The organism is Bacillus sp. FSL M8-0063, from assembly GCF_038005545.1.
Lineage (GTDB): Bacteria > Bacillota > Bacilli > Bacillales > Bacillaceae_G > Bacillus_A > Bacillus_A wiedmannii.
The window spans coordinates 294075-318896 of sequence record NZ_JBBOTJ010000001.1 but is presented as its reverse complement, the minus strand read 5'-3'; the positions used below and the strand labels follow the sequence as shown (position 1 = coordinate 318896).

At 35.5% G+C, this 24822-nt stretch carries 20 protein-coding genes and 1 pseudogene; 8 read left to right on the top strand and 13 right to left on the bottom strand.

Annotation, left to right across the window (positions count from 1 at the left end; genetic code table 11):
* Nucleotide 1 precedes the first annotated feature (1 nt).
* Both treP and treR read right to left on the bottom strand, forming a co-directional pair.
* Entirely contained in the window at nt 2–1429 is a 1428-nt protein-coding gene (treP, locus tag MKX31_RS01495; RefSeq protein ID WP_088046982.1) for a PTS system trehalose-specific EIIBC component, read from the bottom strand.
* 244 nt (nt 1430–1673) lie between these two features.
* Nucleotides 1674–2384 (bottom strand): trehalose operon repressor, encoded by a 711-nt coding sequence (gene treR / locus MKX31_RS01490; RefSeq protein ID WP_088046983.1) that lies wholly within the window; start codon nt 2382–2384, stop codon nt 1674–1676.
* 449 nt (nt 2385–2833) lie between these two features.
* Between treR and MKX31_RS01485 the strand changes: the two genes are divergently transcribed.
* Complete coding sequence (locus MKX31_RS01485) at nt 2834–4231, top strand: amino acid permease (RefSeq protein ID WP_064477102.1); 1398 nt, start codon at nt 2834–2836, stop codon at nt 4229–4231.
* A gap of 28 nt (nt 4232–4259) precedes the next feature.
* Here MKX31_RS01485 and MKX31_RS01480 read toward each other — a convergent pair whose 3' ends face one another.
* Together MKX31_RS01480 and MKX31_RS01475 are read right to left on the bottom strand one after the other, a co-directional pair.
* Nucleotides 4260–5966: a putative bifunctional diguanylate cyclase/phosphodiesterase gene (locus MKX31_RS01480; RefSeq protein WP_064477103.1), complete on the bottom strand. Its 1707-nt coding sequence runs from the start codon at nt 5964–5966 to the stop codon at nt 4260–4262.
* 493 nt (nt 5967–6459) lie between these two features.
* Nucleotides 6460–6801, bottom strand: coding sequence for a hypothetical protein (locus tag MKX31_RS01475; protein WP_064477104.1), 342 nt, complete (start codon nt 6799–6801; stop codon nt 6460–6462).
* 390 nt (nt 6802–7191) lie between these two features.
* Here MKX31_RS01475 and MKX31_RS01470 point away from each other — a divergent pair, with 390 nt between their 5' ends.
* The 3 genes from MKX31_RS01470 to MKX31_RS01460 all read left to right on the top strand — a co-directional run bounded on the left by MKX31_RS01470 (nt 7192) and on the right by MKX31_RS01460 (nt 11629).
* Entirely contained in the window at nt 7192–8721 is a 1530-nt protein-coding gene (locus MKX31_RS01470; RefSeq protein WP_064477105.1) for a cardiolipin synthase, read from the top strand.
* A 127-nt stretch (nt 8722–8848) separates the two neighbouring features.
* Nucleotides 8849–9742 (top strand): ATP-binding protein, encoded by an 894-nt coding sequence (locus MKX31_RS01465; protein ID WP_064477106.1) that lies wholly within the window; start codon nt 8849–8851, stop codon nt 9740–9742.
* Between the two features lie 3 nt (nt 9743–9745).
* Nucleotides 9746–11629: a vWA domain-containing protein gene (locus MKX31_RS01460; protein WP_064477107.1), complete on the top strand. Its 1884-nt coding sequence runs from the start codon at nt 9746–9748 to the stop codon at nt 11627–11629.
* A 39-nt stretch (nt 11630–11668) separates the two neighbouring features.
* On the opposite strand, the gene MKX31_RS01455 is transcribed toward MKX31_RS01460, so the two are convergent.
* From MKX31_RS01455 to MKX31_RS01440, 4 genes are all read right to left on the bottom strand, one after another.
* The gene (locus MKX31_RS01455; RefSeq protein WP_064477108.1) at nt 11669–12091 is read right to left on the bottom strand and encodes an NUDIX hydrolase; all 423 of its coding nucleotides are present in this window, start codon (nt 12089–12091) and stop codon (nt 11669–11671) included.
* Entirely contained in the window at nt 12078–12620 is a 543-nt protein-coding gene (pyrE, locus tag MKX31_RS01450; RefSeq protein ID WP_142315095.1) for an orotate phosphoribosyltransferase, read from the bottom strand. Before pyrE ends, MKX31_RS01455 begins: the two co-directional genes overlap by 14 nt.
* Before the next feature lie 111 nt (nt 12621–12731).
* The gene (locus MKX31_RS01445) at nt 12732–13697 is read right to left on the bottom strand and encodes an L-threonine 3-dehydrogenase (protein ID WP_064477110.1); all 966 of its coding nucleotides are present in this window, start codon (nt 13695–13697) and stop codon (nt 12732–12734) included.
* 44 nt (nt 13698–13741) lie between these two features.
* Complete coding sequence (locus MKX31_RS01440) at nt 13742–14932, bottom strand: glycine C-acetyltransferase (protein ID WP_000095903.1); 1191 nt, start codon at nt 14930–14932, stop codon at nt 13742–13744.
* Nucleotides 14933–15145: 213 nt separating this feature from the next.
* Between MKX31_RS01440 and MKX31_RS01435 the strand changes: the two genes are divergently transcribed.
* Complete coding sequence (locus MKX31_RS01435; protein ID WP_064477111.1) at nt 15146–15877, top strand: class I SAM-dependent methyltransferase; 732 nt, start codon at nt 15146–15148, stop codon at nt 15875–15877.
* 32 nt (nt 15878–15909) lie between these two features.
* Here the strand turns inward: MKX31_RS01435 and MKX31_RS01430 are convergent, their stop codons facing one another.
* Genes MKX31_RS01430 through MKX31_RS01420 form a run of 3 tightly spaced genes read right to left on the bottom strand, consistent with a single transcriptional unit; the run spans nt 15910 to nt 18803 of the window.
* Complete coding sequence (locus MKX31_RS01430) at nt 15910–16731, bottom strand: ABC transporter ATP-binding protein (RefSeq protein ID WP_001167945.1); 822 nt, start codon at nt 16729–16731, stop codon at nt 15910–15912.
* A 12-nt stretch (nt 16732–16743) separates the two neighbouring features.
* Nucleotides 16744–17802: a FecCD family ABC transporter permease gene (locus tag MKX31_RS01425; RefSeq protein WP_340979768.1), complete on the bottom strand. Its 1059-nt coding sequence runs from the start codon at nt 17800–17802 to the stop codon at nt 16744–16746.
* Nucleotides 17799–18803: a FecCD family ABC transporter permease gene (locus MKX31_RS01420; RefSeq protein WP_000925204.1), complete on the bottom strand. Its 1005-nt coding sequence runs from the start codon at nt 18801–18803 to the stop codon at nt 17799–17801. Before MKX31_RS01420 ends, MKX31_RS01425 begins: the two co-directional genes overlap by 4 nt.
* 172 nt (nt 18804–18975) lie before the next feature.
* Here MKX31_RS01420 and MKX31_RS01415 point away from each other — a divergent pair, with 172 nt between their 5' ends.
* Both MKX31_RS01415 and MKX31_RS01410 read left to right on the top strand, forming a co-directional pair.
* Nucleotides 18976–19941 (top strand): ABC transporter substrate-binding protein, encoded by a 966-nt coding sequence (locus MKX31_RS01415; protein WP_088046988.1) that lies wholly within the window; start codon nt 18976–18978, stop codon nt 19939–19941.
* A 382-nt stretch (nt 19942–20323) separates the two neighbouring features.
* Entirely contained in the window at nt 20324–21673 is a 1350-nt protein-coding gene (locus tag MKX31_RS01410; RefSeq protein ID WP_048562865.1) for a peptide MFS transporter, read from the top strand.
* Nucleotides 21674–21716: 43 nt separating this feature from the next.
* Here MKX31_RS01410 and MKX31_RS01405 read toward each other — a convergent pair.
* Both MKX31_RS01405 and MKX31_RS01400 read right to left on the bottom strand, forming a co-directional pair.
* Nucleotides 21717–21895, bottom strand: a pseudogene (locus tag MKX31_RS01405) (acid-soluble spore protein H).
* Nucleotides 21896–22086: 191 nt separating this feature from the next.
* Nucleotides 22087–22374 carry an ArsR/SmtB family transcription factor gene (locus MKX31_RS01400; protein WP_000081429.1) on the bottom strand — a complete coding sequence of 96 codons (288 nt, stop codon included), beginning with the start codon at nt 22372–22374 and terminating at the stop codon, nt 22087–22089.
* Between the two features lie 823 nt (nt 22375–23197).
* Between MKX31_RS01400 and MKX31_RS01395 the strand changes: the two genes are divergently transcribed.
* Complete coding sequence (locus tag MKX31_RS01395; RefSeq protein ID WP_258125555.1) at nt 23198–24817, top strand: L-lactate permease; 1620 nt, start codon at nt 23198–23200, stop codon at nt 24815–24817.
* The last annotated feature ends 5 nt before the right edge of the window (nt 24818–24822 follow it).

The window sequence follows — 24822 nt, the reverse complement described above, 5'->3', positions numbered from 1 at the left end:
CCTACTTCTGTTTTACTCGTTTTGCAAATAACCATGTTAACGTAAATGGGATTACAACAGCGATAATCATTCCTACAATAAATATTGGAATCGATTTCGGAATGATAGAAATAAATGCTGGTAATCCGCCAATTCCGATAGCAGGTGCTAATACACCATTTAACGTAATAAATATAGCTGCAGTAGCTGATCCTATAATCGCTGCATAGAACGGAAATTTATTTCGTAAGTTCACACCAAACATAGCTGGCTCTGTAATACCGAAATATGCTGAAATTGCTGATGTAGATGCCATACTTTTATCATTTTGATTTTTAGAAATCCAGAACATCGCAAGTGCCGCACTACCTTGCGCAATGTTAGAAAGAGCAATCATTGGCCAAATGAATGTACCACCGTGCTGTGCAATTAATTGTAAGTCGATAGCAATAAACATATGATGCATACCTGTAATTACAAGCGGTGCATATAATGCTCCAAACAATACTGCTCCAACTACTGGTACTGTTTCATATACACCTACTAATCCAACTGTTAATAAATCTCCAATATGACGTGTAACTGGACCAATAATTCCTAATGCTAACACACCTGTTACGACAATCGTTGTAATTGGTACAACTAATAATTGAATTGCATTTGGTACATGTTTCTTTAAGAAGATTTCCACTTTACTTAGTACGAATGCTGCTACTAAAACGGGTAGAATTTGACCTTGATACCCTACCTTTTCAATTTGAAATAATCCTAAAATATCGAAGTACTCAATCTTTTGTCCATCTAAACCAGTTGCTGCTTTACCATAATCCCACGCGTTTAATAAGGCTGGATGCACAAGCATTAATCCCATAACGATCCCTAATATCGGACTACCACCAAAACGCTTCGTTGCTGACCAACCGACAAGTGCTGGTAAGAATACGAATGCTGTATTCGCCATCATATTAATTAAATCCCAAAGCCCACTTAAGTTTGGATATACATCTAATAAATTTTTACCTTCAAAAAATAAGTCCTTCGCCCCTAATAGATTGTTAATTCCCATTAGTAAACCAGCTGTTACGATCGCTGGTAATATCGGCATAAATACATCTGAAAATACTTTTACAAACTTTTGAACTGGGTTTAACTTTTGGTTTCCAGAGTCTTTCACGTCAGCTACTGTCGCTTCCTTCATACCTGCAAGCGTTATCAATTCAGCATATACTCGATCAACATCTCCTGGACCGATTACAATTTGAAATACTCCAGCGTTATGAAACGCTCCCTTCACTAATGAAACAGACTGCAATTTATCGTTATCTATTTTACTTTCATCTTTTAAAGCGATACGGAGCCTCGTGACACAGTGCGCAGCTTGTTCAATATTGTCTTTCCCACCAATATACTGCAACACTTCCTCTGCTGTTTTACGATAGTCTTTCCCCATATTCCCGTCCCTCTTTTCTTTTTTTGATACCGTTTACAATTACATATTAACTCGTATATATAAGTTAGTCAACACTCGTATATACGAGTTTATAATTTTTTTATAAAGTGAAACTTTAATCAGTGGGGTTTTGTTCATCCCGCACTGATTATCAGCCCTCACCAATCGGGCGTTTACGGACAGCACGCCTCCCACAAATAGCAGGATAAAAAAAAGAGATGAAACGTTATTTCGTTCCATCTCCTTATTTTCTCCGCGCCACATCCGAAAAATGAAAAATATCTAAACGATGGCGTGATTCTGTATATTCGAACTGACTTCCATCATAAAAATGCGTAAAGTTTTTCACAACGACAACATAGTCTGTTCCATTTAAATCTAAATACTTTCTATCGTCCTCTGTACATGGCTGCACTTCAATTACCCTCTGTGAGTAACTAATATGAAGACCTAATTCTTTCTCAATGTATTTATAAATGGACTTTGCTGCAATTTCACTCGTTAGCCCAGGAATATATTCCGATACAAAATGATTAATATCCAAAATTACTTTTTCTCCATCAATATTTCGTACGCGTTTAATATGATCTATTTCTGTTTTCTCTTTCACATTCAATAGCTTTGCAACCTCTTTTGTCGCTTTTACTTTCTCTATTTCCACGACTTCTGTAATACAATGGCGTCCTAAACGTTCATTTTCTTCCTGGAAGCTTACAATACCACCAAAGTTGAATTCAATGTTTTTTCGCTTTAAAACAAAGACACCTTTTCCATGTATTTTTTGAACATATCCACGCTCTTGTAATAAATCTACAGCTTTTCTTACCGTACCTCGGCTCGCTTCATATTGCTTCATTAATTCAGTTTCTGATGGGATTTTGCATCCCTCTTTTAATTGTTTATTATCAATAGACTTGCTGATTGCTGTATAAATTTGTTCATACTTACTCATCATCTACAATAGCCCCTTGTCACCTTCTAATTCTATATGTATTATACCATGCTACACTCTTCTGCCAATCTCTCACTTATTTTCCAGTATAGGAAAAATACAGGTAAATATTTAATCTCTAAAACTTATTTTTATAAAAATTTTTATATTTTTCTTTTCATTCAAAAAAACATGTAGTATACTAACTTCAAAATCAGAGGAGAAAGGGAGCAAAGAACTATGCTTACTTATACAACAATTGTAGTTACATTTGCACAAAAACATCATCATCATACGTAACCCTTGAAACCTAGCGGAAAAATTACGCGTAGGTACAAGGGTTATTCCCGTTGTACCTACGTCAGGCGAAGAGCCATGTAGGTATTTTTTATCTACATGGCTCTTTTTTTATTGCCAAAAAGCTAGTAAAAAATGATGTTTAAGCAAAACTTACTACAAAGGAGTTAACAAAAATGGAAACGAAAAAATGGGGATTATGGATTTTAACAGCTTTTGTGATTGGAAATATGGTTGGCGGTGGCGTATTTATGCTCCCAGCAAATTTAGCACACGTATCAGGTCCAATGGGTTCTACACTTGCATGGAGTATTACAGGTCTTGGCGTATTTATGATTGCACTCGTATTTGGAAATTTAGCAGTTCGCAAACCAGAATTAAAGGCAGGACCACAAAGTTACGCTCAAGCAATGTTCCCTTCAAAAAAAGCGGGCAAAGTTGCAGGATATAGTATGGCATGGGGATATTGGGCTGCGAACTGGGCTGCAACCGCATCTGTTATTATTTCCTTTGCTGGATATTTATCAACATTCTTTCCAGTTTTACAAAGTAAGCAAATTCTCTTTTCTACGAACGGATTTTCACTAGAACTCGGAAAAGGACTAACTTTCCTCGTATGTAGCCTTATGCTATGGGGAATTCAATATATTCTTTCTCAAAATATTGACCAGGCTGGAAATATGAATCTTCTTGCTACCATTGCAAAAATTATCGGATTTACAATGTTTATTGTAATCACATTATTCATTTTCAATGCCTCTAATTTTGGAGACGGTCAAACATTTATGAATGAAGCAGGACAATCCATTTCGTTAGGTGGACAAATCAATTCAGCTGCTATCGCAACACTTTGGGCGTTTATCGGTATTGAATCTGCTGTAATGCTTTCTAACCGTGCTAAATCTCAGCGCGATGTAAAAAAAGCTACCATTTTCGGATTAATTATCGCTCTTCTTATTTACATGTCAATTACTTTACTTACAATGGGAGCTCTCTCGCAAGATGCTTTAAAAGAGTCTCAAAAACCATTAGTAGACGCATTAAATTTAGCAATTGGCAATAAAGGAGCCTATATCATGGCTTTACTTGCACTTGTATCTTTATTTGGCTCTACAGTTGGCTGGATCGTTGTTAGTTCAGAAGTACCTTATCAGGCAGCCAAGAATGGACTTTTCCCTAAGTTTTTCGCGAAAACAAATAAAAAAGGTAGTCCTTCAAAATCATTATTTATTACAAATGTGATGACGCAAATTTTCTTATTCTCAACGATTTCTGGTACCGTATCAGAAGCTTATAATTTCGCTATCGTTGTAGCAACATTAGCTTATTTAATTCCATACCTTGTTTCTACGCTGTACCAATTCAAATTGGTTATTACAGGAGAAACGTATGATATAATGCCTGGTTCTCGAATAAAGGATGGGGTCATTACTACATTAGCATTTGTATACTCTATTTGGGTTATCAAAACGGGAACTGCTGATTTAAAAACGTTCTTCTTAGGAATCGGATTGTTCGTACTAGGTCTTATTCTTTACCCAGTATTAATGAAAGACTCACAAAAAACGAATTAAAAAAAGAGAAGCTACCGGCTTCTCTTTTTTATTCAAAATCTGTAATTAACTTTTCTTTTAACTCTCCTACAGATAAAGGTTTCGCATAATAAAATCCTTGTACATAATCACAACCCATAGATTGTAATAAACTTTCTTGCTCTACTGTTTCTACCCCTTCAGCAACTACTGCTAAATTTAAGCTATGGGCAATTTCAATAACAGATTTTACAATCGTTCGCTCTGGCTGTGCATGATCATAATGAAATTCACGAATAAAATTACGATCAATTTTCACTATATCCAGTGGTAGTTGTTTTAAATAATATAAGGAAGAATAGCCCGTTCCGAAGTCATCTAAAGCAATTAAAATACCCATATTTCTTAATTCTTGTAATGTAGCAATAATATAATCAAAATGGCGAACAGCGATACTTTCCGTTATTTCTAAAATTAAACGATTCGGTGGAAAGCCCGTTCTCCTTAAAATGCTACGTACAGATAAAATAAAACGCTTTTGCATTAATTGTTGTATGGATAAATTCACAGATAACCTTAATCCTTCTTCGTAATCTGGCAATGTTTTAAACAAGCGACATGACTTTTCTAATACCCAGTCTCCTAATTTTATAATAAGTCCAGATTCTTCAGCTACTGGAATAAATTCGCCTGGTGAAATAGGCCCTTCTTCTATCGAACAACGTGCTAAAGCCTCAATACCAGTATATTTCTTCGTTTTCAAATCAATAATAGGCTGCAGTGCCACGTCTAACTCTTCATCACGAATTGCCTTTTGCAAAGCGAATTCAATTTTCATTCTACGATTTATTTTCGCACGTAACTCATCTGTAAAGAAACACGCGGCATTTCTGCCTTGTTCTTTCGCGCTATACATAGCTAAATCCGAATTCTTTAATAGAGTTTCTACATCTTGACCATCTTGCGGATATGCGCACAGTCCTAGACTAGCTGAAATGTATACTTCATGACCTTCAAGCATAAATGGTGCCTGAAAACATGACAACACAGATGTCGCTAGCTGCCTCATCGCATCTTGTGTATGACTTTTTGTTAACAGCACAAATTCGTCGCCACCCAGCCTAGCCAGAACGTCTTTCTCTCCTAGCACATAATGCAACCGTGAAGCAACTTCGCTTAAAAGTAAATCCCCTATCATATGACCTAGCGTATCGTTTACTAATTTAAAACGATCCAAATCAAAGTAAATCATACCAAATTCTTTTTTTCCTGCAATCATCTCGTTTACAGTCGTTATTAGCTGCAATCGGTTCGGTAAACTCGTTAAAGCATCATGATACGCAAGCTCCCTATAACGACTTTCACTTAACCGCAACCTCTGTTCTGCTTCTTTCCTACTACTAATATCATTTCGGATCGCGATAAATTGATATGGCTCTCCTTTTTCATTTAAAAACGGAACAATTGTTGTTTTAACCCAATAATACGTCCCATCTTTTGCTTGATTTCGAATCTCACCTCTCCATACTTTTCCGTTCAAAATACGCTTCCATAGAATTTGAAAAAATGTTTTCGGGTGATATCCTGAATTTAAAATACGATGATCTTTTCCTATTAACTCTTCTCGTGTATATTTGGAGATTTCACAAAACTTATCATTTACATATGTAATAAGACCATTTCGGTCTGTAATTGCAACAATTGAAGACTCATCTAATGCTAACTTTAAATCTCGCAATGAAGAGTCATATAATGCATGACCTCTTTGTTCTAGCATGCGCATCTCTCCTTGCTTCCTATCTGACTAAAACACAACTTGTTTCTCTTCATAGAAATAGAGATATTTCATTTCTTAATAATGGCTATTTGCATTCATCACATTTTGAAATATGCCGATTAAAATAACATAATATTATTTGTAATAAAAAGCAATATAATACCGTTTCAATTATAAATAGTGGTTTCTTATCGCTATAATTAGCTTACTTTATTATACATTATTCATTCTCTTACATTCCTTTATAGCTAGCTCTATACAATGCCTATTCCCTATTAATCCCGCTCATATCTAACCTCTTTACTTTACTAGCGAAATAGAAGTTCGAGCACACTATACAACTATTCACGGATAATAATATAAAAGTTAAAATTAGTATATATGTTTTTGAATTACAATAATAAAATATTAACATATTTTCACCTTTATTTTGGAAATATTTTATAAATAATTACTTTATTAAACTAAAAAAGAGGAAAGCCTCTTTTTTAGTTTAATACGGATATGGTATTTGCTGATACCCCGGATATGGAGTTGGATATGGTGCTGGGTATGGCGCTGGATAAGTTACTGGGTACGGTGCTGGATAGTAGCCTCCACTTGCTGCACCCGTTAATGCGCCAGCTGTAAGTCCACCTAACACGCCTCCAGCAAAACTTCCTGGGAAAAATCCACCGCCCCATGAGCCGCCACCCCAGCCCCATCCACCTCCGTGATGGTGGTGATGATCATGGTGATTGTGCCCTCCATGGTGGTGATGTCCGCCGTTATGGTTGTGCCCTCCATGAGGATGATGATTACGATAATACAATCCGTTATTTTCTATATAATTCATTATTCCCCTCTCCTTTTCCATTTTCTCATCTTAATAGGTATTGTATGAATAGTACGGACCTTGTTAGTAACCTATATAATAAGAAAGAATCCGTATAATACGAATAACCATATCCTCGGCTTCATCATGTACCTGTTACAAATCCATGATATGGTTATCCCCGTTCCTATATAAAGGACAAATGTTTTGTCCCCCCCTACACTGTTTATTAACCAGCAAATAGCAGGATAATAGCGTAACAATATACTGTATGTAGGACAAATGCGGAAAGCATGGGGAAAATGTCTATATTTTGTAAAAAAAACAAAACACTTTATAATAAGAATGTCGGATTATACCTTTTTATATAAGAAGTCTATATTTAAGAAAGATTAGAGGAATTTTATAAAAATGAAGAAGCCTATCGTTCAATTATTATTGGTATTTACAATTATATCTATCGTACTCTTACTTTTAGATACGTCTATCCTCTCACTATATACCTTTGTCGGTGCATTATGGTCTCTTACAATCATAGGGATATCTTTCGTTATTTTTATTGAAAATAGATCCCCACAAAGCACTTTAGCATGGTTTTTAGTACTAGCACTTCTCCCTGTTGTTGGTGTGCTTTTATATGCGCTTTTCGGACGTAGCCGTTGGAGAAGAAAAAAACATCTACATCGTTCAGAAGAGCAAAGAAAATTATTCCGTGAAATATTAGAAGGAAGACGAGTAGAATTGTCACTCACAGTCCCCTTACATGAACGTTCTATGCATTTAACAAAAGTCGTACAAAAATTTGGAGGCGGACCTGCCGCAGATAAAACAACTACAAAACTTTTAACAAATGGCGATCAAACCTTTTCAGAAATTTTGCAAGCTATCGAGCAAGCAAAACATCACATACATATTCAATACTATATTTATAAATCTGATGAGATTGGTACGAAAGTTCGAGATGCTTTAATAAAAAAAGCAAAATCTGGTGTTATTGTACGCTTTCTTTATGATGGACTCGGAAGTAACACTTTAAGAAGACGCTTTTTAAAACCTATGAAAGAAGCTGGTATTGAAATTGTAGAATTTGACCCTATTTTTTCAGCTTGGTTACTTGAAACTGTCAATTATCGTAACCATCGAAAAATCGTTATTGTAGATGGAGAAATCGGTTTTACTGGTGGACTCAACGTCGGTGATGAATATCTTGGCCGTTCAAAAAAATTTCCCATTTGGCGTGATAGTCATTTAAAAATAGAAGGAAAAGCGTTATATAAATTACAAGCAATTTTTCTAGAAGATTGGCTCTATGCCTCTAGTGGATTGAATACTTATTCTTGGGATCAATTTATGAATAGACAATACTTCCCAGGTAAAGAAATTTCAAGTGCAGAAGGTGCTGTGCAAATTGTAGCCAGCGGGCCTAGCTCAGATGATAAAAGCATTCGCAATACATTATTAGCTGTTATGGGATCTGCAAAAAAATCGATTTGGATCGCTACACCTTACTTTATTCCAGATCAAGAAACTTTAACATTATTACGTTTAAGTGCAATATCTGGCATAGATGTACGCATTTTATATCCTGGTAAAAGTGATAGTATTATTAGTGATCAAGCATCTCAGTCCTACTTCACTCCGCTTTTAAAAGCTGGTGCTTCCATTTATAGTTATAAAGATGGTTTTATGCATGCAAAAATTGTACTCGTTGATGATAAGATCGCGACAATTGGAACGGCAAATATGGACGTACGCAGCTTTGAATTAAATTATGAACTTATTAGCGTACTATATGAATCAGAAACCGTTCATGATATTAAACATGATTTTGAAGACGACTTTAAGCATTCCACTGAAATTAAATGGAACGCATTCCAAAAAAGAAGTATCAAAAAACGAATATTAGAGTCTTTCATGCGACTCATTTCTCCTTTACTGTAAGCAATCAATGTAATATTGATTGCTTTTTCTTTTCCATTTCCCCTCTCTCCTTTTCTTTGCATACCATATTAAAACAAGTTATCATAAGATGTATTACTTTATGAAAATAATGTTAGGTGGGAAATACATGTTAGAACAATTTCATATACATGCTGATTTAAAACAACAGCTCTCAACCATTCACGAAAAAAATAAACAAGAAGCTGGTGAAAATGCACATTTAATTGGAAAGAAAATATATAAAGCATCTGATAACAGCATTATTGAAGATGCTATTACAGCGCTTCTTCTTGGCAAAAACATTCTATTAAAAGGGCCGACTGGTAGTGGTAAAACAGTACTAGCTGAAACTCTTTCTTCTTTATTCCAAAAACCAATGCATAGCATTAACTGTTCTGTTGACCTAGATGTAGAAGGTATTTTAGGATACAACACACTACAAACGAAAGATGGTGCATCTGAAGTTACATTCGTTAACGGCCCTCTTATGAAAGCAATGAAGAACGGTCATTTCCTATATATTGATGAAATCAATATGGCAAAACCTGAAACGTTACCACTTCTTCACGGTGCATTAGATTACCGTAAAATGATTACAAATCCGTTTACACAAGAAGTTGTATATGGCGATGAGGAGTATCGTGTAATTGCAGCAATTAATGAAGGTTACGTTGGAACAAGTGAACTAAACGAAGCATTAAAAAACCGTTTCGTTATTATTGAAGTTCCATACATTCAAGGTGACACATTAAAAGAACTATTACTATCTGAATCAAAATTAAATGATGTTGCAACAATTGAAAAGTTCGTTGCATTTGCAAGCGACCTTATGCCTTTAGCTCGTGATGGGCGTGTAAGTGAAGAAGCAGCAAGTATTCGTGGCATTATCGACGCATGTGATTTAGGTGTATATATTCCTGTTATGCGTGCAATTGAACGTAGTATTATCGCAAAATTAAACGATGAAACAGAACAAATGACTGTCCGTGAATTAGCAGAAAGTTATTTCTTTGAGGGATAATTCATGAGACAAATTTTTAGTGACAAAAAAATTGATGCGTCGCTGTTTCTACAAATGGAAAACTTAATGTATGCTCTTCTAAAAGAAGACGATGCCTACCTTGAGTATGGCTATAAAGCATACTACGACGAAATTGAAAAAAAGGTTGTCATTAGTCACTTTTGGGATGATCGAAAAGAAGAGGATACAGTAATCGGATTAAAAAGCGAAGTGTTTTTAAAAGCACTTGGTAATAAACATTACTCGGACATGACTTTAATTCGTTCTTATGCGATTGAATTACAAGAATCACCCTTAAAAAAGTTTTTAACACAATTATTTGTTCTATTAGAAGATTTACGTGTTGAGGAAATCGTAAAAAACTTACGCCCTGGCACAAAGCATGTTTTTAAAAGAAGAAAAGAAATGTATCGCAATTACTTTGGTTCACAAAATGAAATCAATCGTGTTCGTAACTATCACGGTGATCGTCTATTTTGTCTCTGCTATCTTTCATTAACGAGCGATAAATATGAAATGTTTAATAATGAATATTTCGAGCAAATTGAAGCAATTTTGCATGAAACATTCCAAGCTCGTAATACAGAAGACATTATGTATATCGTTGAAAAAATTCGCTATCGTTTAGAAGGACTTCTTGAAAGTGATATGCTTAATAATTATTTCGGACATGCACCGCTTTATTTATCTGTTATTACAGATGAGAAAGACAGTCGCGCTGAAAAATTAGCAAATGATGATACGCAGCTCATAGATGACGATGATAGCAAAAATAAAATGGATGAAAGTTTCTCCACATGGCACCGTGAAAATAAAAACAATGAAAACGAGAACTTTTTACGCTTTGATTTAGAAAGCGGAACGAAAACAAATATGATGGGTGATACTGCTCGTGAATCAGAAGATGGCGACCAAGCACTTGGTTCTGTACAAGGTACTTCTCAAAAAAGTACACAATCCAACTTTGATGGCGCTGATACAGAAGAAGCAAGAGCTTCACACGCTTCTAGCCAAAACGAGGGTGCATACGGTAAGTATAACGTTGGTGCTTCTCATATATTTAAAGAAGCTCGCAAATCAAATCCTGATGAAAAAAAGGATTACCAAGCTATCAAATCAGTTGTTAATAAAGATGTAAAAGAATTAAAGAAAATTATCGAAAAAACGATTGAAAATAAAACGAATGCAAATAGTGATAAATATTACGGAAGACTTCGTAAGAAATTCCTTCGTATTTATACTGAAAAGCAGCCGCGCATGTTTTATAAAAAAGGCCAGGAATCACAAGAACTTGACGTTGCATTCCAATTACTAGTGGACTGCTCTGGTTCTATGTATAACAAAATGGAAGAAACGAAAAAGAGTGTGGTCCTATTCCATGAAGCGTTGAAATCTTTAAAAATCCCGCACGCTATTAGCGGATTTTGGGAAGATGCTTCTAGTGCTAAGCCTGAAGATAAGCCAAACGTTATCCATGAAGTTGTAACGTATAAAAACTCAACGTTACCAAACGTTGGTCCAGAAATTATGCAGCTTCGCGAAGAAGAAGATAACCGCGACGGATATATTATTCGTATCGTTTCTGAAAAACTTGCAAAAAGACCAGAAAAGCATAAATTCTTACTTGTCTTTACAGACGGTGAGCCTTCTGCGCTAGACTATCAACAAGACGGTATTTTAGATACGCATGAAGCTGTCAAACTTGCTCGTAAAAGTGGTATGGAAGTAATCGGAATCTTCATCGAAGAAGGCGAAGCAAAAGAAGCAACTTATCAATTAATGAAGAATATTTATAACCATCACTTCTTAGTTGCAAATCATGCTGAAGATTTACGTCTGAAGATTAAACCACTATTGAAAAAGTTATTACTGAAGACGATTGAATAGAAAAACAGGAGCGTTGTCGCTCCTGTTTTTTCCTTTCAATCACTTTGTTTCTGGTTGAAACTTGTATGGAATAGCTACTTCTAATAATGCCTCGAATCCGCCATCATAGAATGGGAATCGTTCATTTGCGATCGTTCGATCCACCCACTCTATTGCGGAAATTTCTTCGTCATCTTCCGCAATCAATTCACCCTTTACTACATTTGCTCGGAATGTAAAAAATAGCGCATGATTCCCTGATTCTTCAAAGAATTTTTCATTAATCGCAACAAGTCCACCTGCCACAGCAGTTAAACCTGTCTCTTCTTTTACTTCTCTTATTAGTGCTTCCTCTAATATTTCACCTTTTTCCACAGCCCCGCCTGGCAATGACCAAACATTTTGTTCTACATTATGTACCATTAATATTTTATCTGTTTCTTCATCATGTATTAGTGCATATACGACGTCAACTCTTTGCATGTTGCTTTTCTCCTTCAATTAACTCATCCATTGTAAATAAAGAATGTAGCTGTAAGCCATCTTCTAATAAGTTATCGCTTCCCTCTTTCGTTCGTTCAATGACGCCTAGAACATGATGTACTTTCGCACCTAATTCTCTTAAATCTTTCGTACTTAATAATATTTGACCACCTGTCGTAATAACATCCTCAACGACACAAACATTTTTCCCAGCAATATTAACGCCTTCTGCTAACTTACATGTACCATACTTCTTCGCTTCTTTTCTTACAAATACAACAGGTATACCTGTTTGTAAAGATAATGCTGTCGCTACTGGAATTCCTCCCATCTCTAAACCCGCGAGTACTTCTGTCTCAGGAGGAATGAGCTCTTTCAATTGTTTAGCAATTTCTAATAACAGTACTGGATTAGATTCAAATAAGTACTTATCAAAGTATTGATTTGATACTTGTCCTGATCGAAGCTTAAATGTTCCCGTTAAACGTGACGTATTATAAATTTCCTTTGCTAACTCCCATTTCTCCATTGTATCTCTCCCCTTTATGCACAAATTAACTCATTCTATCACATTTGCAATTATTTCTATATTCCCAAATTACAAATAAAAGGGTCAATTCCTAAGAATCGACCCTTCCTATTAATTCATCACTAACTCAGCTGTGAGCTTTTTTTTTAACTTAGCCAACATGTCCGTTGTCATTTTGTCTAAATCATATTCTGCTTTAAAGTCCCACTCTTTCATTGCTGCTGTTGCATCAATAGAGTTTGGCCAGCTATCAGCGATTGTTTGACGAGCAGGATCTACAGCGTAATCCATTGTAAACGTCGGGATGTGTTTACGAATTGATGCTGCGATTTGCTCTGGTTCAAAGCTCATCGCTGTAATATTGAACGCGTTTCTATGCACAAGTTTACTTGGATCAGCTTCCATTAATGAAATGATCGCTTGTAAAGCATCCGGCATGTACATCATATCCATGTATGTTCCTTCTGCAATGTATGAGGTGTATGTGCCTTTTTTAATCGCCTCATAATAAATTTCAACCGCATAATCAGTTGTTCCGCCTCCTGGAGGAGCTACGTAAGAAATTAAACCTGGGAAACGTACACCGCGCGTATCAACGCCAAACTTTTGATGATAATAATCACATAGTAATTCTCCTGCTACTTTGTTTACCCCATACATCGTAGTAGGACGCTGAATTGTATCTTGTGGCGTATTATCTTTCGGTGTTGATGGACCGAATGCACCGATAGAACTGGGCGTGAAAAACTTACAGTTTAATTCACGAGCTGCTTCTAATGCATTTACAAGTCCACCCATATTTAAATTCCAAGCAAATAACGGATTTTTTTCTGCTGTTGCTGAAAGTAAAGCTGCTAAATGAATAATTGTATCTACTTCATTACGCTTTGCAATATCATGTAGTTTTTGTCCATCTGTTACATCTAACGTTTCAAATGGACCAGACGTTACTACTTCACTATCTGTTTCACGAATATCTGTTGCAATAACATTTGATGCACCGTATACATCACGAAGTTTCATTACTAGTTCAGAACCAATTTGCCCTAAAGAACCGGTTACTAGAATTTTTTTCATTTTCCCCACTCCTCATTTGCAAGCTATTCAAAAGATGTCGTTACTTAAATGATGCCCATTTCTTTCCCTACTTTTTCATACTTACGAATTGCTTCATCTAACATTTCTTTCGTATGAGCTGCTGTAGGCATATTACGAACGCGTCCTTTTCCTTTAGCTACAGTTGGGAACACGATAGATTTTGCATATACGCCTTCTTCATTTAAACGTTTACTAAATTCTTGTGTTAATACTTCGTCACCAATAATACAAGGTGTAATTGGCGTTTCACTTTCTCCAATGTTAAAGCCAAGTTCTTTTAACCCTTGTTTTAAATAGCGGCCATTTTCCCATAAACGATCATGTAACTCTGTGCTTTCCATTAAAATTTCAATTGATCGCATACATGCAGCTGCATCAGCCGGTGTTAATGCTGTAGAGAATAAGAATGGACGTGAACGAACTTTTAACCAGTCAATTAAGTTTTGTTTCCCTGCTACATATCCACCAATTACCCCAATTGCTTTTGATAATGTACCAATTTGAAAATCAACTTTATCAGATAGACCGAAATGCTTTACAGTTCCTGCACCTTTTCCAAGTACACCTGAACCGTGTGCATCGTCTACATATGTCATTAAATCTAATTCTTCTGCAATCTCAACAATTTCTGGTAATTTTGCAACATCTCCATCCATTGAGAAGACACCGTCTGTAATTACCATTAATTTATTGTAAAGACCTGATTCTTTCGCCGCGATTGCTTTTTGGCGTAAATCTTCCATATCAGAATGTTTATAAACAATAATTTTTGCTTTTGATAGACGACTACCATCAATAATAGAAGCATGGTTTAATTCGTCTGAAAGAATCGCATCATTTTTATCCATAACGGCTGAAATCGCTGCCATATTACAGTTAAATCCTGATTGGTAAGCAATTGCTGCTTCTGTATGTTTAAACTTTGCAATTGTCTCTTCTAATTTAATATGCAAATCTAAAGTACCGTTAATTGTACGAACAGCTCCTGCTCCAACGCCGTACTTATGAATTGCACCAATTGCTGCTTCTTGCAAACGACTATCTGTTGCTAATCCAAGATAGTTGTTTGAAGATAAGTTAATATATTCTTTTCCGCCAATTGTAATGATCGGTCCATTTGAACTCTCAAGCGGATCAATTACGTTATAAAGCCCCTTTGATTTTAAATCCTCTAAATTTTCTTCTAAAAATTTCGCAAGTGTTTTACTAGACATTGTGAAGCCTCCCATCGTTCATGTAAGCGAATTATTGTCTTAATAGTTCTAATAATCCCTCTACTAGCTTAACACGTTTTCAGGATTTATTATAGAAAAATAGTTTAAAGTAACCGCTTACAATTCTAGATTATATATGATTCATTACAAGAAATCTATCATTTACTTTTCATATTTGGTAGAATAAAAAAAATATTTAAGGGGGCTTCAATCATGGCATTTACTGAATCTGATGTATATAATAACGAAGCATTTTTTGAACAATATATGAAACGAAGATACCGAGAAAATAGCCCAAATGAATCACTTGAAAAACCAGCCTTCTTTCAACTCATTGGTGATGTGAAAGGAAAGAAAATCCTCGATTTAGGCTGCGGTGACGCCAAGTTTGGCGAGGAATTATTAGAGAATGGCTGCCACTCTTACACTGGTATTGAGGGCTCCGAACTTATGTATGAAAAAGCTAAAAAACAACTAGAAAATAAAAATGGAACCGTCCATTGTTTAAACCTCAAAGACTACACATACCCTCCTTCTACTTTTGATTTAGTAACGTCTAGACTCGCCTTACATTATATTGAACATCTTCCTATCATTTTTCAAAATGTGTACGAAGCTTTAAAAACAAATGGAACCTTTACTTTTAGTGTTCAACACCCTGTTATTACCTCTTCATTTGAAAGCTTGCAAACGAGCGGGAAAAGAACGAGCTGGCTCGTCGATGATTATTTTAAAATTGGCGAACGGGTTGAGCCATGGATTGACCAAGAAGTTATTAAATACCATCGTACAACAGAAGAGTATTTTACATTGTTACAACAAGCCGGGTTTACGATTACAAACATAAAAGAAGCCACACCAAATCAAACTTATTTTCAGAGTGAAGAAGAATATGAACGACGTTTACGAATTCCCCTCTTCCTTTTATTTTCTTGCCGCAAATAAAAAAGACGATGAATCCTCATCGCCTTTTTTATTTAACTCATTACTTGAGCAACCTCTTTACGTACACGTCTTCCTTTTCCATGCGGGATGCAAAGTGGTGTCCCAAATAACGGATCCGTACTGATTTGACATTCCATTCGGAATACATCACGTACTAGCTTCTCATCTACTACTTCTTCCGGCTTACCTTGTGCATATATTTGTTTATCTTGAATGGCTACAATATTATCTGCATAACGGCATGCTAAATTTAAATCGTGTAATACCATAACAATTGTTCTTTGTTCTGTTTCATTTAATTCGAATAATAAATCTAGCACTTCAATTTGGTGAGTCATATCTAAATATGTAGTAGGCTCATCCAGTAAAATAATATCTGTATCTTGTGCAAGCGTCATTGCAATCCAAGCACGTTGTCGTTGTCCACCTGAAAGAGCATGCACATCACGCTCAGCAAATTCTGTCATACCTGTTGCTGCGAGTGCTTTTTGTACCATTTCCTCATCTTTTTCTGACCATTGCTTCAGCCACGTTTGATATGGATAACGCCCTTGCTTTACAAGTTGCAATACTGTAAGCCCTTCTGGCGCTTGCGGTCCTTGCGGTAAAATTGCCATTTGACGAGCGATTTGCTTCGTTTGCATACTTTGAATGGCTTGATTATCTAGCAAAATGTCACCAGTTGTTGGCTTTAATAATCTAGCTAGTGAACGTAATAAAGTTGATTTTCCACAACCGTTAGAACCGATAAAGATTGTAATTTCGCCTTTTGGAATTTCTAAATTCAACTCATCAATAATAATTGCTTCACCATAAGACAGCGTCAAACGTTTCGTCTCCAATGCTTTTTGCATATTCATCTCCCTTTATGAATTCCGACTTTTATAAAGTAAATAAATAAAATAAGGTGCACCAATTGCTGATGTAAATACCCCTGCTGGAATTTCAAGTGGTGTGAAAACTGTACGCCCGATTAAATCTGCAGCAAGTACTAAAATTGCACCAACAATAGCCGCAACTGGGAGTAATGCACCGTATAAAGAACCAACTAGTCTTCGTGAAATATGAGGTGCCATTAAACCGACAAACCCAATTCCTCCGGCGAAGGCAACTGCGCCACCAATTAAAGCTGTACTCAGTAATAACATGAATACGCGTGACTTCGTTAAAGGAACACCAAGTCCTACCGCAATATCATCCCCTAGCTCTTGCGCATTTAAATGCCTAGCAGCTATAAATGCTATTACCGTTAAAATGAGAACCCACGGCGCAAGCACCATAACGTTTTGCCATGAAGAACCGTAAACAGTACCTGTAATCCATACATTCGCTTGACTCGCTTGATAAATTGGCGCTAACAACATAAACAAAGTCGTTGCCGCTTTCGTTAATGCCCAAAAACCAACACCAATTAAAACAAGACTAATCGGTGATAATCCGTCATTTCTCCATGCAAATAAATATACAAAAAGCGCTACAATCGTTGCCCCAGCGAAGGCTGCTAACGGCATATAATGAATGCTTACGGTTAGCGCATTATTTTTATCACTAAATATAGCTAAAAATAATACAACTGCAACACTTGCACCACCTGTAATCCCAATGATATCAGGAGAAGCCAGTGGATTTCGAACGAGACCCTGTAAAATACATCCTGCTACTGCAAGTGCGATTCCTACAAGGATGGCAATTAAAATACGCGGCATACGAAACTTATTTACAACCATATTAGACATCGCATCGCCATTTCCAGTGATTGCTTGCCATACATCATAAGGAGCAATTTTCATGTCTCCCATACCTGCACTCGCAAAAAATAATCCTATTAAAACAACTAGTAAACTGAATAAGACGAGACAAGCTCGTTTATACATTAAAAACGAGAGCCCGCCTTTTCCTATACGAAACGGAATATACTTCTTCATTTGCTAAGCCCTCTCTTACGTGCAATATAAATAAAGAATGGTGCCCCGATAAATGCTGTCATAACCCCTACCGGTACTTCTTGTGGCATAATGACATATCTTGCTGCTATATCAGCTAAGATTAATAGTATTGCACCTAACAACCCGCTATACGGTACTCTCCACCTGTGATCTACTCCAACAAGAAATCTGGCAAAATGCGGAGTAATAATACCAATAAATCCAATCGGACCAGCGACTGCAACTGAACCACCAGACAACAGGACAATAATAAGTAACACGAATGATTTCATTAAAATTGTTCGTTGTCCAAGCCCCTTCGCGACGTCTTCCCCCATCATCAATGTATTTACTTTTCCTGCCATCATAATAGATGCGATCCAGCCTATTAATAAATATGGGAATACAGATTGTAAAATTTCTAACTTTCTTCCTTGCACAGATCCGGCAAGCCAAAATAATACTTCTTCAAGCGCCTTTTCATTTAACACAAGTAATCCTTGTGTTAATGATGAAAATAACGCACTAATTGCGACCCCTGCTAATGTTAACTTAAGAGGCGTTGTCCCTTCTTTTCCTAAAGAACTAGAAGCGAATACAAGGATTGCAGCAACTGCTGCCCCTAAAAAGGCAATCCAAGTAAAAGCTGACAATGATGTAACAGAAAAAACCACAATTGCTACAACTATGAAAAACGCAGCGCCTGAATTTAATCCAATAAAATCTGGAGAAGCAAGTGGATTCTTCGTTAAAGTTTGCATAAGACAACCAGCAATGGCTAAACTAGCACCAACACTAGCTGCAATTAGTGCCCTTGGTAGACGCACATTTTGAATAATAATATGTTCATTGGAACCATTAAAATGGAAAAAAGCATCTAACGCTAATTTCCAACTCGTATTTGTATATCCGAAAATAATACTTCCCCAAATACAAATAATGACTGCAATGATTCCAACAAATAACCCAATCCATTTTGCTTGATTTGTTTTTAATAACATGCAGCGTTTCCCCTTCAATGTATAATGATACGTTGTAAGTGTATTTCAACTTAATTCTCATTGTCAACGATAATGAGAACTATTTTCATTGATATGTATTGACAATCAAAAGATAAAAGCTTAATATCATGCTTGCTATTGAAAAAACTTCTCAGTATGTAGGGGGTACATAATGAAATTCGCGCAAAAGAAATCGTTTACAGTATTTGTATTTTTACTAGCCTTTTCACTACTTTTAAGTGCTTGTGGAAAATCAAATACGAAAGAAGAATCAAAAGAAGATACGAAAAAAGAAATGATTACTGTGGAACATGCAATGGGTAAAACAGAAGTTCCCGCTAGTCCAAAACGTGTAGTTATTTTAACAAATGAAGGCACTGAAGCTTTACTCGAGTTAGGTGTAAAACCAGTTGGGGCTGTGAAATCTTGGACTGGTGATCCATGGTATCCACATATTAAAGATAAAATGAAAGATGTAAAGGTTGTTGGTGATGAAGGGCAAGTGAACGTGGAAACAATCGCTTCCTTAAAACCAGACTTAATTATCGGTAACAAAATGCGTCACGAAAAAGTGTACGAGCAACTAAAGGCAATTGCACCTACTGTGTTCTCTGAAACGCTACGTGGTGAATGGAAAGATAACTTCAAATTTTATGCAAAAGCATTAAATAAAGAAAAAGAAGGTCAAAAGGTTTTAGCTGATTACGATAAACGTATGAAAGATTTAAAAACTAAACTAGGCGATAAAGTAAATCAAGAAATCTCTATGGTTCGGTTTATGCCTGGTGATGTTCGTATTTATCACGGTGATACATTCTCTGGTGTTATTTTAAAAGAACTTGGATTTAAACGTCCTGGAGATCAAAATAAAGATGACTTTGCAGAGCGTAACGTATCTAAAGAACGTATTTCAGCAATGGACGGCGATGTATTATTCTACTTCACATTCGATAAAGGAAACGAGAAAAAAGGTTCTGAATTAGAAAAAGAATATATCAATGATCCTCTATTTAAAAATTTAAATGCAGTGAAAAACGGTAAAGCATACAAAGTTGACGACGTTATTTGGAATACAGCCGGTGGTGTAATGGCTGCTAACCTACTATTAGATGATATCGAAAAACGCTTTGTTAAATAATATTTCCTTAACCAGCTCCTCTTCTATGGAGCTGGTTATTTTTCAATTCACTTAAATGTCACATTATTTCATTTTGTATTTTTATTCCCAATATGTTATATTATAAAAGTAAATAGAATATATTTTCTCTATATCAGAATAAATATTTTAATCTAAATTTTCTGATTAATCACTATTTTATTTTCTTTTAGAATTCAATTATTACATTTGAAAACGCTTATCATCTCGTTTTCAGGGCAAAATACAGTAACGGTCGAAGAAAAATAGAACTTTTTTCAGAAATTTTCTTTCTATTTCCATATAATTCTATTGACTTCTAAATATTTTGTGAATTAAAATAATTACATAAATATCCGTTATACAGAATTAGGGGGAAACAAACATGGATGCAGCTTTAAAATTAGACAAAGCTGGAGAGCAACAATCACCAAAAAAACATCCACCAGGATTATATTTGTTGTTCTTTACAGAGGCATGGGAAAGATTTAGTTATTACGGAATGCGTGGCTTATTAGTTCTTTATTTAACAACGAGCTTAGTAAGCGGCGGTTTAGGATTTGATAAAGCAGTTGCTGTACAAATATACGGTATTTTCACAATGTTAGTATACTTCACACCAATTATCGGTGGTTGGTTAACTGACCACTTCATTACGAAACGCCATGCCATTACTATTGGTGGTATCATTATGGCAATTGGTAACTTTGTACTATTTTCAATGAATACGAAAACTGGACTATTTTTAGGATTAGGATTATTAGTTATCGGTAACGGATTCTTCAAACCAAATATTTCGACTTTATTAGGTCAATTATATAGCGAAAACGATTCTCGTCGTGATAGTGCCTTCACTATCTTCTACATGGGAATCAACTTAGGGGCTCTTATCGCTCCATTCATTTGCGGTTACTTCGCAGATTATAGATACGGTTTCTTAACAGCTTGTATCGGTATGATCATTGGACAGCTTGCTTTTAATTTCTTAGCACCTCGTTACTTAGGATCTATCGGAACAACTGTTGTCGGTAAACAATCTAAAGAAAAAAATGCAAAAGCAATTGAGAAAAAACCTTTAACAACACAAGAGAAAAAGCGTACAACTGCGATTTTAATTTTAACTTGTTTCGTTGTATTCTTCTGGGCAGGATTTGAACAAGCTGGTAGTTCTTTAACACTTTACACAGATAAGTTCGTGGATCGTACAATTGGTGGATTTACAATTCCAACACCTTGGTTCCAATCTGTAAACCCACTATTCATTATCTTACTAGCATTACCGGTTTCTGCATTATGGATTAAACTTTCAAAAACGAAAAATGGTGACTTAAAAATCCCAACAAAAATGGCATTTGGTATGATCTTACTAGGGATTGGATATTTAGTACTAACTTTAGCTGTATTAAAAACTGGTAGCGATGAAGGTAACATTGCAATGAAAGCAAACTTACTATTCATTGTATTCACTTACATGTTCCATACAATCGGTGAATTATTCTTATCACCAATCGGACTTTCTATGGTAAGTGCAATCGCTCCTGTTAAATTAGCATCATTATTAATGGGTGTATGGTTAGCTGGTACTGGCTTCGCAAACTTATTAGCAGGACAATTAGCTGCTTTCACTCAATCTTTAGGATATTTAGAAGTATTCGCAAGCATCGGTGTTATCGTAATCGTGCTAGGATTAGTACTTCTTATGTTCTCTAAGAAAATTGCACATATGATGGAATAAGAAATAAAAAGACGCTTCTAAACCTTTAGAAGCGTCTTTTCTATTACTTCTCCTCTAAAGCCGTCACGTTCACGTGAACGCTTTCTCCAGGATTAGATACATCATTACTTGAGCAACTCCACTCTGCTCGTCACAGCTCTCAATCCATACTGGTACGCCCTCATATGTAACGTCAATGCTACTTGAAGAAGATAAGATTTGTTTCACACGTTTTACATCCATACTACTATTCCTCCTTTTCCTTACTACACTCCCTTCTATCTTTTCTTTTCCCTTTAGAATATATTCCATATAACAACATGTTAATTGATAGCCTTTTCTTCCTTACATGCTAACATTTACTCTCATATCACCTTTCTTACAAATAAAAAAAGACGTAGATCCCATACGTCTTTTTCCATAATATTCAAATTTTAAGAAAATAATGTTTTTACAACTTCACTTACTTTATCATTATGAATTTGATAATACACTTCTAGTCCTCGTCTTTCAAAGCGCACTACTTTATTTTGTTTTAATTTCGTTAAATGTTGCGAAACCGTTGATTGTGGAATTTCTAACACTTCCTGTAATTGTGTTACGTTACAAGTTCCACGTTGCATTAGTTCCATTACTAGGCGTAAACGTAACGGATGCGCTAACGCTCTTAACATTTGTACATCTTCTTCTGAAATACGACATTCGAATTGATTTTGGCTCATAAAGTTCCCCTCATTTTCGTTTTTATTTTCTTTTTATTTATTTATATATCTGTTCTTATATTTCCTGTTACGACATAACTTTATCAACCTATAAAGCTGAAAATTTTTTCCATCTTTATCAGAAAAGAATTCAGGAAAAATTCCTTGCTGATTTTGAATATTATACTATATGATATAATGAAAAAGCAAAAGTAAGGGCTATGAATACTTTGCTTACAAACGTTGTTTTATCAGGCTTTTTGTTATATTTTCACCTCACTGCAACGTACAGTAATGATATTGTAAAATACTGTCTATAATTGATAACCTATCGTAACGTATTTGGGTTATATTTAACCTCTTTGTTATTCTAAAAGGAATTTTCAGTAAAAAGAGATACTGTAACATTAAAAATTAACTTATTTCTTTTTAAATTCGTATTCAATAGCTTGGACTGTGATGAAATCCTTCCTATTAAATGCATTTGCTTTCTCTGCCTTACTAGATCAACTCGGGCGAGCATGTGACCACCTATCAAAGCTTAAGTATTCCAACACCCTATATACTTGATGTAAAGACGTCATCTAATATATAGAATCAATGATATACGAACAAACAAAATAATATCGAAATAACTTCAAAAAGCACACTCAAATCTATTTGAGTGTGCTTTTTGTCTACTTTATGAACAAAGCATTCTTTTAACACTATTATGGAATAATTATACTTTTTTACGTTGACAATAGTGTTGAAGGAGAATATACTAAGCATGTAAGTTGATTGTGAATTGTTTCACAAATAATGTGAATTTCTTCACATAAAATAGATAGGAGTTGTCATTATTATGAGTACTTGGACACAAATTTATGACCCATTAAACAATATTTGGTTATCTGCACTAATCGCAGCACTTCCAATTTTCTGCTTCATCATTTGTTTAATGGGACTGAAAATGAAAAGTTACATGGCTGGTCTTTACAGTGTGATTGTCGCTATTATTCTTGCTATATTCGTTTATAAAATGCCAGCAACCGTAGCTGTAGCATCTGCCGGATTCGGTGTTTTATCTGGATTTTATCCAATTTGTACTATCGTTATCGCAGCAATTTTCCTTTACAAATTAACTGTTAAAACAGAGCAATTCAACATCATTCGTGATAGTATTTCAAGCATTACAAATGATCAACGTTTACAAGTATTATTAATCGCTTATTCTTTCGGTGCTTTCTTAGAAGGCGCAGCTGGTCTAGGGGTTCCAGTTGCTATTACAGCTGCATTACTTGTAGGTATGGGCTTTAATCCATTAAAAGCAGCGGGTATTTGTTTAGTAGCTAACATCGCTGGTGGTGCTATGGGTGCCATGGGTATCCCAGTTACAGTACCAGCACAATTAACTGAGCTAGACGCATTAACTATCGGTCGTCAAACTGTTCTTATTTTACCATTCATTAGTATTGTTTTACCTTTCTTACTTGTTTCAATGGTTGATGGAATTAAAGGTATTAAAGAAACTTGGCAAGGTATTCTTGTAAGTGGTTCTTCTTTCGCTATTACTCAGTTCCTTGTGACTTACTTCTTAGGTGCAGAACTTACTAATATTTTCGCAGCCGTTGTAAGTATGGTTTCTCTAGCATTATTCTTACGTGTTTGGCAACCAAAATCTTCTACTAAAGAAGAAAAACAAGAAAAACAAGAATCTCATACATTCAATCAAATTTTATATGCTTGGTCTCCATTCGTATTCTTAACTGCATTCGTAACAATCTTTAATTTAAAACCAATTAAAGCTTTATTTGCTCCAGATGGTGCACTAGCAAACTTAGTATTTAACATTCAGTTCCCTGGTCTTCATAATGCTGTTATGAAAACTACACCAATTACAAAAGCTGATACACCTTTCGCAGCTGTTTTCAAGTTCGATGTATTCTCTTCTACAACTACTGCAATCGTATTGGCAATTATCGTTTCACTTATCGTGTACCGCGTAAAAGGTAAAATGGTTAAAGAATTAGTAGTAGAAACAATGAAAGAACTAAAAGCTCCAGTATATACAATCTGTAGCGTTATCGCTTTAGCTTACGTAGAGAACTACTCTGGTATGTCATCTACACTTGGACTTGCATTCTCTTCTACTGGTAATGCATTCCCAGTTCTTTCTCCAATCTTAGGATGGATTGGCGTATTCATTACAGGATCAGTAGTATCAAGTGGTTCATTATTCGCACCGCTTCAAGCAGTAACTGCAGATCAATTAAACATCGTTCCTTCTACACTTGTTGCATTAAACGTAGTAGGTGGTACAATGGCAAAAATGGTTTCACCACAATCTGTGGCAGTTGCTTGTGCAGCAGTTGGACTAGTTGGTAAAGAATCTGCCCTATTTAAAACAGCAATGAAATACAGTTTAATCTTCCTAGCTATTATTAGCTTACTTCAATTAAACTCTGTATTTAATATCTTTTAAAAAAA